Origin of the sequence: Rhodococcus sp. NPDC058505, from assembly GCF_042720095.1 — a bacterium.
Lineage (GTDB): Bacteria > Actinomycetota > Actinomycetes > Mycobacteriales > Mycobacteriaceae > Rhodococcus_G.
Genome location: NZ_JBHXNB010000011.1, coordinates 1 through 10,570 on the forward strand (window position 1 = coordinate 1; position 10,570 = coordinate 10,570).

The 10,570-nt window shown below is 71.2% G+C and carries 10 protein-coding genes; 7 read left to right on the top strand and 3 right to left on the bottom strand.

Going from position 1 to position 10,570, the window contains the following annotated elements; all coding sequences use genetic code 11:
• Positions 1 to 108: 108 nt before the first annotated feature.
• Complete coding sequence (locus tag ACFWPA_RS10625; protein ID WP_378570110.1) at positions 109 to 1,227, bottom strand: alpha/beta hydrolase family protein; 1,119 nt, start codon at positions 1,225 to 1,227, stop codon at positions 109 to 111.
• Between the two features lie 353 nt (positions 1,228 to 1,580).
• Here ACFWPA_RS10625 and ACFWPA_RS10630 point away from each other — a divergent pair, with 353 nt between their 5' ends.
• The 4 genes from ACFWPA_RS10630 (at position 1,581) to purB (ending at position 6,624) form a co-directional block, all read left to right on the top strand.
• Positions 1,581 to 3,146 carry a GMC oxidoreductase gene (locus ACFWPA_RS10630; RefSeq protein WP_378570111.1) on the top strand — a complete coding sequence of 522 codons (1,566 nt, stop codon included), beginning with the start codon at positions 1,581 to 1,583 and terminating at the stop codon, positions 3,144 to 3,146.
• A gap of 144 nt (positions 3,147 to 3,290) precedes the next feature.
• Positions 3,291 to 4,433 (top strand): pyridoxal phosphate-dependent aminotransferase, encoded by a 1,143-nt coding sequence (locus ACFWPA_RS10635; RefSeq protein WP_378570195.1) that lies wholly within the window; start codon positions 3,291 to 3,293, stop codon positions 4,431 to 4,433.
• Positions 4,434 to 4,535: 102 nt separating this feature from the next.
• Positions 4,536 to 5,144: a TetR/AcrR family transcriptional regulator gene (locus tag ACFWPA_RS10640; protein WP_378507316.1), complete on the top strand. Its 609-nt coding sequence runs from the start codon at positions 4,536 to 4,538 to the stop codon at positions 5,142 to 5,144.
• A 58-nt stretch (positions 5,145 to 5,202) separates the two neighbouring features.
• Entirely contained in the window at positions 5,203 to 6,624 is a 1,422-nt protein-coding gene (gene purB, locus ACFWPA_RS10645; RefSeq protein ID WP_378507315.1) for an adenylosuccinate lyase, read from the top strand.
• 51 nt (positions 6,625 to 6,675) lie between these two features.
• Here purB and ACFWPA_RS10650 read toward each other — a convergent pair whose 3' ends face one another.
• Positions 6,676 to 7,092 (bottom strand): MarR family winged helix-turn-helix transcriptional regulator, encoded by a 417-nt coding sequence (locus tag ACFWPA_RS10650; protein ID WP_378507314.1) that lies wholly within the window; start codon positions 7,090 to 7,092, stop codon positions 6,676 to 6,678.
• Positions 7,093 to 7,182: 90 nt separating this feature from the next.
• Between ACFWPA_RS10650 and ACFWPA_RS10655 the strand changes: the two genes are divergently transcribed.
• From ACFWPA_RS10655 to ACFWPA_RS10665, 3 genes are read left to right on the top strand one after another with little or no spacing between them, the layout of a single operon-like run.
• Positions 7,183 to 9,027 (top strand): ABC transporter ATP-binding protein, encoded by a 1,845-nt coding sequence (locus ACFWPA_RS10655; protein ID WP_378570112.1) that lies wholly within the window; start codon positions 7,183 to 7,185, stop codon positions 9,025 to 9,027.
• A 55-nt stretch (positions 9,028 to 9,082) separates the two neighbouring features.
• Positions 9,083 to 9,532: an HIT family protein gene (locus ACFWPA_RS10660; protein WP_378570113.1), complete on the top strand. Its 450-nt coding sequence runs from the start codon at positions 9,083 to 9,085 to the stop codon at positions 9,530 to 9,532.
• Between the two features lie 49 nt (positions 9,533 to 9,581).
• Positions 9,582 to 10,256 (top strand): PaaI family thioesterase, encoded by a 675-nt coding sequence (locus ACFWPA_RS10665; protein ID WP_378507311.1) that lies wholly within the window; start codon positions 9,582 to 9,584, stop codon positions 10,254 to 10,256.
• On the opposite strand, the gene ACFWPA_RS10670 is transcribed toward ACFWPA_RS10665, so the two are convergent.
• Positions 10,253 to 10,570, bottom strand: a complete 318-nt coding sequence (locus ACFWPA_RS10670) for a SelT/SelW/SelH family protein (protein ID WP_378507310.1) — start codon at positions 10,568 to 10,570, stop codon at positions 10,253 to 10,255. The genes ACFWPA_RS10665 and ACFWPA_RS10670 overlap by 4 nt on opposite strands.

The window sequence follows — 10,570 nt, forward strand, 5'->3', positions numbered from 1 at the left end:
ATCCCAGCGCAGAGGGCACCTGCCCTTCTATGACACGTTGTACCGCCGATCTCCATCGGTGGATTCAGGTCTGATCGACTGAACGCTTCCGTTCACTCGGTGGGTCGGTCAGCTGAGGATCCGTTCAAGGAAGGCGCCCGCCGCCGGAATCGATTGGGCCAGACCGCCGACGTGCCCGCCGCTCGGCAGTGCCAGCTCGAGTCGTTCGCCGGTGAGCGCGAGCTCGGCGGCGAACCACAGGGTCAGCGGCGGCGGCACCACCTGGTCGTCGAGTCCCTGCACCAGCATCACCGGCCGGTCGACGCCCGCCGCCGACACCCCGAGGTAGTCGGTCAGGGCCTGCGGGACGGGGGTGCCCGCGAGCGGGAGCGCGAACATGTCGCCGACCGGCAGCGCGTTCGCGCGGGGCTTGAAGTCGGCGAGCGGGGTGCTGTCGGCGGCGTCGACCAGCGTGCGCCCCGCGGGGGTGAGGTACCGGTCCAGGTCGAGATCGGGCCGGGACTCCCGCAGGCCCGCGGCGGTGTACGCCAGGTACAGGGTGAGCCCGTCGAGGCGCACATCCGGGAAGTCGGGGCCCGCGAGCCCCGCCAGCCGGTCCAGGTTGGTCGGTGCACCGCTGGCGAAGGTGCCACGGAAGTCCAGGTCCGGCGCGAGGGCATCGGCGCGGGTCGCGGTCGCGAGCGCGGCATGCCCACCCTGGGATTGGCCGGCCACCGCCCAGCGGGACGACGCCGCGGGATACAGCTGCCGCGCCGCCCGCACCGAGTCGACGACGTTGCTGGCGGCGACGTCGGCATTCAGGTACGGGTGGACGCCGGGGGTGCCGAGGCCCGCGTAGTCGGTTGCGACGACGAGGAACCCGCGGCGGAGCCAGTCGCCGAACAGGTCGCGGTAGAGCTGATGGTTCACGCCGGTGCGGGAGGGGGCGTCACCATCGGCCATGCCGACGGTGCCGTGCGCCCACGCGACGATCGGCCAACCGCCCCGCGGCGGGACGCCGTCCGGTTCGAATATCAGGCCGCCGGACAGTCCGTCCGCCCCGGAGGTCCGATAGGTGAACCTGCGGACCTCCGCCGCGCCGGGGACCGCCGCCGCCGGGCCTGCCGGGGCGCTCGCGACGACCGGACCGGGGGTGGGGTCGGCTCCGGCGGATCCGGCACCGGAGCCCGCGGTGATCACGAGGGCGGCGGCGAGCGCGGTTGCGGCGCGTCGGGCGGCGGTGGGCATGGCGGCCTTCCGGTCGGGTGCGACGAATCGTTGCCGACCCTAGTGAGGGATCGGCCCGCCGTGGGGTGCGTCGTCGCCTGCCCGCTGCCTGCCGGGGCGGCGGGGCAAGCACCCTACCGTGGAAGGGGCTGCCGTGGGGCGGCTTTCAGCTCATGCGCATCATTCGCACGAAGCACAAGAACTACTCGCCGGTAACTGTCGTTCCGGAGGGGTCACGGCTGTATAACGAATCCGACCAGATCTGCTTGTGACCGAAAGAGGTTTCGTTGAGCGAGTTTCGGACCACCCGTGGCAATGCCATCACGTCTTCCCGGTTGAACCGCCGAAGGTTCCTGGCGGCATCGGGTGTCGCGGTGGGAGCCGCTGCCCTGTCCTCCTCCTGGGTCTCCGCGGCCGCCGCGCCGCGGAGGGCACTCAACAGCGGTGACCGGGTGCCCGCCCTGATCATCGGCAGTGGCTACGGCGGTGCGGTCACCGCGCTGCGCCTGGCCAAGGCGGGCATCCACGCACACGTCGTCGAGATGGGCCGCGCCTGGGACACCCCCGGCTCCGACGGCAAGATCTTCAGCGGAATGCTGAACCCCGACAAGCGGTCCACCTGGCTGGCCACCTCGACCGACCAGCCGGTCAGCAACTTCATGGGCTTCGGCATCAACAAGAACGTCGAGAAGTACGTCGGCATCCTCGATTCGGAGAAGTTCTCCGGCATCAAGGTCTACCAGGGCCGCGGCGTCGGCGGCGGATCGCTCGCCAACGGCGGCATGGCCGTCACCCCGAAGCGCGCCTGGTTCGAGGAGATCCTGCCCTCGGTCGACTCGACCGAGATGTACAACACCTACTTCCCGCGCGCGAACGCGGGCCTGGGGGTCAACAACATCGACGAGGCGTGGTTCGAGACCACGCCGTGGTACCAGTTCGCCCGCGTCGGCAGGAAGACCGCCAAGCGGTCCGGATTCTCGACCACCTTCGTCCCGAACGTGTACGACATGGAGTACATGAAGAAGGAGGCCGCCGGTCAGGTCACGACGTCGGCGCTGAACGGTGAGGTCATCTACGGCAACAACGCGGGCAAGAAGTCCCTCGACAAGACCTACCTCGCCGAAGCGGCGGCCACCGGCAAGCTGACCATCACCACCCTGCACCGGGTCACCAAGGTCGCGCCCGCCGGAGGCGGCGGCTACGACGTCACGATGGAGCAGATCGACGAGCAGGGCAACGTCGTCGCCACCAAGACGGTGACCGCGGACAAGGTGTTCTTCGCCGCGGGCAGCGTCGGCACCAGCAAGCTGCTCGTCGCGATGAAGGCGCAGGGGCACCTGCCGAACCTCTCCTCGGAGGTCGGCGAGGGCTGGGGCAACAACGGCAACATCATGGTCGGCCGCGCCAACCACGCGTGGGACGCCACCGGCAGCAAGCAGGCCACGATCCCGACGATGGGCATCGACAACTGGAACGACTCCGCGGCACCGATCTTCGCCGAGATCGCCCCGCTCCCGGCCGGTCTGGAGACGTTCGTCAGCCTCTACCTGGCGATCACGAAGAACCCGGAGCGGGCCCGGTTCGTGTACAACTCGGGCACCGGCAAGGTCGACCTCACCTGGCAGCAGTCGCAGAACCAGAAGGGGATCGACATGACCAAGGCGGTCTTCGACAAGATCAACAAGAAGGAGGGCACGATCTACCGGACCGACCTGTTCGGTGTGGTCAAGACCTGGGGCGACCACTTCACGTACCACCCGCTCGGCGGCTGCGTGCTGAACAAGGCCACCGACAACCACGGCCGCCTGCACGGCTACCAGGGCCTGTACGTGATGGACGGCGCGCTGGTTCCGGGCAACACCGGTGTCAACCCGTTCGTGACGATCACCGCGCTCGCCGAGCGCAACATCGAGAACATCATCGCCACCGACATGCGCTGATCCGCCGTCGACGGGGTGTTCGGGCACGCGGCAATGGGCCGTGAACGGTGTCCGGACACCCCGTCGGGGCATTGCGGGGCGGGCAGGTAGCGTCGGGACGTGTACGCAGAATCCCAGCGGTCCCGGGTCCCCACCTTCCACGTGATGGACGTGTGGAAGGCGGCCACCGAGCGGGCCCGCACCCACGGCGACGTGCTGACCCTCGCGGCGGGTCAACCGTCAACGCCCGCACCGGCGCCCGTCCTGCGGGCCGCGCGGGAGGCCATCGACACCCACGTGCTCGGATACACCGAGACCCTCGGCATCGCCGCGCTGCGGGAGGCCATCGCCGGGTACCACTCCGCACGGTCGGGGATCGCGGTCGACCCCGACAACGTCGTCGTCACCACCGGCTCCTCCGGGGCGTTCACGCTGCTGTTCCTCGCCGCGTTCGACGCGGGCGACACCGTCGTCGTCGCGCGCCCCGGCTATCCCGCCTACCGCAACACCCTCACCGCGCTCGGCTGCCGGGTCGTTGAACTCGACTGCGGACCGGAGACCCGCTACCAGCCGACCGTCGCGATGCTCGACGCGCTGGACACCGCACCCGCCGGACTGATCGTCGCCAGCCCGGCCAACCCGACCGGCACCGTCATCGACCCGGCCGAGCTGGCCGCGCTGGCCCGCTGGTGCGAGGACCACGGGACGCTGCTGATCTCCGACGAGATCTACCACGGCATCGAATTCGGCACCTCGACCGAGCCGGGTGGGGTGCCGGTGGCCGTGACCAGCGCGTGGGAAACCTCGCGGGAGTCCGTCGTCATCGGGTCGGTGTCGAAGTACTTCTCGATGACGGGGTGGCGGCTCGGCTGGGCGCTGGTGCCCGACGCGATGCTGCGCCCCCTGCAGCGGCTCGCGTCCAACATGACCGTGTGCCCCCCGGCGATCTCGCAGTACGCGGCGGTGGCGGCATTCACCGACGAGGCGCTGGCCGAACTGGACGGGCACGTGCGTCGGTACGCGGTCAACCGCGACCTGCTGCTCGCCGAACTTCCGCGCCTCGGCATCACCGATCTCGCCCCGGCGGACGGCGCGTTCTACGTGTATGCGGGGATCGGGCACCTGACCGACGACTCGACGGCCTGGTGTGCGGACCTGTTGCGGGAGACCGGGGTTGCGGTCGCGCCTGGCGTCGACTTCGACACCGTCCACGGCGACCGGACGCTGCGGATGTCGTTCGCAGGCGCGACCGACGACATGACGGAGGCGCTCGCCCGGCTCGAACGCAGTGCGGCACTGCGGCGCTGACGCTCACCGGGCACTGCGGCGCTGACGCTCACCCGGCGGGCGGGGTGAATGCGAATTCATCATTTCCGCACCGCCGTTCGTGACCGCTGCGAAGATGATCCGATGACCGCAGCGGCGACCCCCAAGGGCGAGAAGCGACGACTGGCCCTCGTCGACGCGGCGGCCGACCTTCTCGTCGAGGGCGGTTTCGACGCCGTCCGGCACCGGGCGGTCGCGGCGCGGGCGGGGGTGCCGTTGGCGTCCACCACGTACTACTTCGCCTCGCTCAGTGACCTCACCGCCGCCGCCGTCGAGCGGTGCGGCACCCGCGAGCTGGCGGTGATGCGCGCGCGGATCGACGACGTGTCGCAGTGCAGCCGCGGCGATGCGGCGACGGTCGAGTTGATCGTCGACATGCTCGTCGGCGTCTTCGAGGGGCCGACCAGCCACGACCAGCTCGTCAACCGGTACGAGCGGTTCGTCGCCTTCGCCAGGCACCCGGAGCTGCGGGAGGTGCAGCGGCGCCTGCGGTCCGAACTCGACGCGCTGATCATCCTGGTGCTGCACCGGTCCGGGAGGGATGTGCAGGCGGACGGTCTGCGTCGGCTGGTGTATGTCGTCGACGGTGCGGTCGTCGGTGCGCTGAGCGAAGGTGACCCGGACCCGAAGGCGGTCGCCCGCGAGATGTTGACGCAGGTGATCGACATCGTCGCCCCGCCCGTGCCCGCCTAGCCGGGCCGGGTGTGGCCGTGGACCCGGCCACGGGGGTGTGGCCGTAAACTGGGTGTCCGTGAGCCGCATCCCGAACGTCCTTGCCACCCGCTACGCCAGCCCCGACCTGAAGGCGCTGTGGTCGCCCGAACACAAGATCGTCCTCGAGCGTCAGCTGTGGCTCGCGGTCCTGCGGGCGCAGGCCGAGCTCGGGATCGAGGTGCCCGCGGCGGCGGTCGCCGACTACGAGCGGGTCATCGACACCGTCGACCTGGACTCGATCGCCGCGCGGGAGCGCGTCACCCGGCACGACGTGAAGGCCCGGATCGAGGAGTTCAACGCCCTCGCCGGCCACGAGCACGTGCACAAGGGCATGACCAGCCGTGACCTCACCGAAAACGTCGAGCAGCTGCAGGTGCTGCGCTCACTCGAGCACGTCCACGCGCACGGCGTCGCGGTCGCGGCGCGGCTGGGGGAGAAGGCCGCCGAGTACGCGTCCCTGGTGATGGCCGGGCGCAGCCACAATGTCGCCGCGCAGGCCACCACCCTCGGCAAGCGGTTCGCCTCGGCCGCCGACGAACTGCTCGTCGCCCTGACCCGGCTGCGGGACCTGATCGACCGCTACCCGCTGCGCGGCATCAAGGGTCCGATGGGCACCGCCCAGGACATGCTCGACCTGCTCGGCGGGGACGCGGAGAAGCTCGATGCACTGGAGGCGAAGGTCGCCGAGCATCTCGGCTTCGCGCACGTGCTGACCAGCGTCGGGCAGGTGTACCCGCGGTCGCTCGACCACGACGTGCTGTCCGCGCTCGTCCAGGTCGGCGCCGGGCCGTCGTCGTTCGCGCACACCATCCGGCTGATGGCCGGGCACGAGCTGGTCACCGAGGGCTTCCAGCCCGGTCAGGTCGGTTCGTCGGCGATGCCGCACAAGATGAACACTCGCTCCTGCGAGCGGGTCAACGGTCTGCAGGTGGTGCTGCGCGGCTACGCGTCGATGGCCGCGGAGCTGGCAGGCGCGCAGTGGAACGAGGGCGACGTGTTTTGTTCGGTGGTCCGCCGTGTCGCGCTGCCGGACGCGTTCTTCGCGATCGACGGCCAGATCGAGACGTTCCTGACCGTGCTCGACGAGTTCGGCGCCTACCCGGCGGTGATCGAGAAGGAGCTCACCCGCTACCTGCCGTTCCTGGCGACCACCAAGGTGCTGATGGCCGCGGTCCGCGCCGGCGTCGGGCGGGAGACGGCGCACGAGGCGATCAAGGAGCACGCGGTCGCGGTCGCGTTGGCGATGCGGGAGCAGGGCAAGGAGCCGGACCTGCTGGATCGGCTCGCGGCGGACGATCGGCTGCCGCTCGACCGGGCGGCTCTCGACGCGGCCCTCGCCGACAAGTCGGCGTTCATCGGTGCCGCCGAGGCGCAGGTCGCGGCCGTGGTGCGGCGGGTCGAGCTGCTCGTCGAGCAGTACCCCGACGCGGCGGGCTATGCGCCGGCCCCGATCCTCTAGGCGGCTCCGCCGCCCGTGAGTCCTTTTGGCCCCTAGGTGGGCCAAAAGGACTCACGGGCGCCGCAGGCGCTCCAGGATCCGGCGCAGCTCGGCGCGGTCGTGGTCGTCGAGGGCGGCGAAGTAGTCGTCGGCGTCGGCGTCGCGGGTCCGCCGCAGGTCGGCGACGGTGCGCAGGCCGGACGGGGTGAGTCGGACGCAGATCGCTCGACGGTCCGCCGCGTCCGGGACCCGCTCGACCAGCCCGCGGTCCTGGAGCCGGTCGACCACCTCGGTCGCCGAGCGGGGTGCGATGCGCAGCGACTTCGCGACGTCGCCGAGCCGTGGTTCGCCGCGCCCGATGACGTGCAGCGCCCGGTATTCGTGCGGCGTCAGCTGCCACGGTTCGAGCGAGTCCAGCCAGCGCCCGCGCAGCCCCCGTGCGGTCGACATCACGAGATCCCGGAGCGTGTCGGGACGGTCGGTGGTCATGGTGATTCACCCTACAGCTGCTTGACGGTTACCTCATGGTGAGGCAACCTCAGTATGTCTTACCCCGACACTTTCGAGAGGGGTGGTCACATGACAGGCCCCCACTTCGGCGGACCCGGACCGGGACGCCCGACGAAAATCGATCCCGCCGATCGCGCCCAACTGGCCGAGCAGCCGGTGAGTCTGCGCCGGATCGGCGCACTGTTCGCCCCCTACCGCACCCAGATCGCCGTCGTCGTCGCGTTGATCGTGGCGTCCTCGGTGATCACGCTCGCCAACCCGTTCCTCGTCCGCGCCGTCATCGACCGCGCCATCCCGCAGCAGGACGTGCCGCTGCTGGTGTGGGCGGTGATCGCGATGCTCGCCGTGACCGTCGCCGGCTCCGTCCTCGGCGTCGTCCAGACCTGGATTTCCACCACCGTCGGCCAGCGCATCATGCACGGCCTGCGCACCAGCGTGTTCACCCACCTGCAGCGGCAGTCGCTCGGCTTCTTCACCCGCACCCGCGGCGGCGAGATCCAGTCCCGCCTCACCAACGACATCGGCGGCATGCAGACGGTCGTCACCTCCACCGCCACGTCCATCGCGTCGAACGTCACCACCGTCGTCGGCACCGCGGTCGCGATGGCCGTGCTCAGCTGGCGGCTGTCCCTGCTGTCGCTGATCGTGCTGCCGCCCGCGATCTGGCTCACCCGCCGGGTCGCGCGGATGCGACGGGAGATCACCGCGCAGCGCCAACGCACCCTCGCCGACCTGCAGACCCAGATCGAGGAGTCGCTGTCGATCAGCGGCATCCAGCTCGGCAAGACCCTCGGCAACGGGCCCGCGATGTCGCAGCGGTTCGCGGACACCTCCGCACACCTGTCCGACCTCGAGGTCCGGGCGCAGCTGTCCGGCCGCTGGCGGATGGCCACGATGAACATCGTCTTCGCGGCGATCCCGGCGCTGCTCTACCTGGTCGCGGGCCTGCCCGCGACGTCCGGTGGCATGTCGATCGGCACCCTGGTCGCGTTCACCGGCCTGCAGGGTGCCCTGTTCCGGCCGCTGATGAGCCTGCTCGACGTCGGGGTCTCGGTGACCAGCTCGCTGGCCCTGTTCAGCCGCATCTTCGAATACCTGGACCTGCCCGTCGAGATCGACGACCCGGAGCGTCCCGTCCCGATGCCCCGCGGCGCGGTCGCGGGCACCGTCCGCTTCGAGGACGTCACCTTCCGTTACCCGGGCGCCGACCGCGACGCCGTCGGCCGCGTCACCCTCACCACACCGGCGGGCAGCTCGCTCGCCCTGGTCGGCGAGACCGGGTCCGGCAAGACCACGCTCGCGTCGATGATCGCCCGGCTGCACGACCCGACCTCGGGCCGGGTCAGCATCGACGGCGTCGACCTGCGCGACATCACCCTCGCCGAGCTGTCCGACCTGGTCGGTGTCGTCTCCCAGGAGACCTACCTCCTGCACGCCAGCATCCGCGACAACCTGCGGCACGCCAGCCCCGCCGCCACCGACGCGCAGATCGAGGACGCCGCCCGCGCCGCCCAGGTGCACGAGCTGATCGTCTCGTTGCCCGACGGCTACGACACCCTGGTCGGGGCCCGCGGCCACCGGTTCTCCGGCGGCGAGCAGCAGCGCCTCGCGATCGCCCGCACGCTGCTGCGGGACCCGCGGATCCTGGTCCTCGACGAGGCGACCAGCGCCCTCGACAACGAGACCGAGGCCGCCGTGCAGCGCGCCATCGACGCCGTCAGCCGGGGGCGCACCACGATCACCATCGCGCACCGGCTGTCCACGATCGAGGGCGCCGACCAGATCGTGGTCCTCGACCACGGCCGTGTCGCCGAACGCGGCGACCACGACGAGCTGGTCGCCCGCGGCGGCCGGTATGCGGCGCTGCTCGAGCGCGGCGGCAGGCCAGCGGCCGAGCTCGTCCCCGCCGGGTAGCGGACGCCGGGACCCGCACGCCACGCCCGGGCGCGGCGTGCCTACGGTGGCGGGCATGCCCTGCGTCTTCTGCGCCATCGTCGCCCGCACCGCCGAGGCGAGCATCGTCCACGAGGACGAGCACACGCTCGCGTTCATGGACATCCGCCCGTTCACGCCGGGACATCTGCTCGTGGTCCCGAGGGTGCACGCGTCGGGGCTTGCCGAGCTCGACCCGGAGGACGGGCGGCGGGTGTTCGCGGTCGGGCAGCGGATCGCGACGGCGCTGCGGGCGGGCGGTCGCGGGGTCCCCGGCGAACCCGAGGACGGCCCCCGCGCGGACGGGGTCAACCTGTTCCTCGCCGACGGGGTCGCGGCGGGCCAGGAGGTGTTCCACGTCCACCTGCACGTCATCCCGCGGGGCGCTGGCGACGGGTTCGGGCTGCGGGGCAGGCCGACGACCCCGCGCCGCGACGACCTGGATTACCTGGCAGGCACGATCCGGCGACGGCTCGGCACCGGCTGATATGTAGCATGCACATCGCGTGTTTCGTGAAGATCCGGAGTGAGGCGACGTGACCGAGCAGATTCCCGACCAGCAGCTTCTCTACGTCAACGACGGGCTGTCCGACGAGGAGATCCAGCAGCAGGCCGACCGCTACGGTCCGTTGACCGACAGCGTCCGGGCGCTGATCGCGGCCACCCTGCAGACCGAGGTCGACGACCCGGAGATCCGGCGCGCCAGGGAACTCGTCGAGGAGGCCACCGCGCTGCTGCGGGCCAAGGCGATCCCCGGGCCATATGGGGTCCGCTGGGGCGCCTCCGGGCGGAAGCGGGCCTGGGGCAACGCCGCCGACGGGCTGCGCAACGCGGTCGCGCCGCCCCTCGACATCCAGCACGACGCGGACGGGCTCGGCTGGGCCGAATTCCACCTCGGACCGCAGTACGAGGGCCCGGCCGGACTCACCCACGGCGGGGTGTCGGCGCTGATCCTCGACCAGCTCCTCGGGGACACCGCGGTCGCTGCGGGCAGCCCCGGCATGACCGGGACGCTCACCCTGCGCTACCGGCGTCCCACCCCGCTCGGCAGGCTCCGCGCCGAGGCACGGTTCGACCGGATCGAGGGGGTCAAGGCGTTCGTGAAGGGGCACATCGCCGACGCGGACGGGGTGACCGTCGAGGCCGAGGGCATCTTCATCCTGCCGCGCTGGGCGCGGGAGGCCACCGACGCCGCGGCCACCGCCGGTTAGGACAGGCCGGTTGCTGGCCTGCCGCTGCGCGGGTCCACCGGCCGGTCCGCGTGGCCCAGGTCCCGGCCGGGGGCGACGACGTCACGGACCCGCTGCTTGAGCACCTTCGCCTCCGGGAACCCGCCGTCGCGGGACCGATCCCACACGGGGGTGCCGTCGACGTCGACGACGAACACCCCGCCGGTGCCGGGGACGAGGGCGACCTCGCCGAGGTCGGCGCCGAACGTGGTCAGCAGTTCCTGCGCCAGCCACGCCGCCCGCAGCAGCCACTGACACTGCGTGCAGTACGTGATGCGCACCCGCGGGGATCCCAT

Excerpts from the sequence above, each read along its gene's own strand:
- ACFWPA_RS10670 (WP_378507310.1), bottom strand. The coding sequence starts at position 10,570 with ATGGGATCCCCGCGGGTGCGCATCACGTACTGCACGCAGTGTCAGTGG.
- ACFWPA_RS10625 (WP_378570110.1), bottom strand. The coding sequence starts at position 1,227 with ATGCCCACCGCCGCCCGACGCGCCGCAACCGCGCTCGCCGCCGCCCTC.
- ACFWPA_RS10650 (WP_378507314.1), bottom strand. The coding sequence starts at position 7,092 with ATGACCACCGACCGTCCCGACACGCTCCGGGATCTCGTGATGTCGACC.
- ACFWPA_RS10640 (WP_378507316.1), top strand. The coding sequence starts at position 4,536 with ATGACCGCAGCGGCGACCCCCAAGGGCGAGAAGCGACGACTGGCCCTC.
- ACFWPA_RS10660 (WP_378570113.1), top strand. The coding sequence starts at position 9,083 with ATGCCCTGCGTCTTCTGCGCCATCGTCGCCCGCACCGCCGAGGCGAGC.
- ACFWPA_RS10655 (WP_378570112.1), top strand. The coding sequence starts at position 7,183 with ATGACAGGCCCCCACTTCGGCGGACCCGGACCGGGACGCCCGACGAAA.
- ACFWPA_RS10635 (WP_378570195.1), top strand. The coding sequence starts at position 3,291 with ATGGACGTGTGGAAGGCGGCCACCGAGCGGGCCCGCACCCACGGCGAC.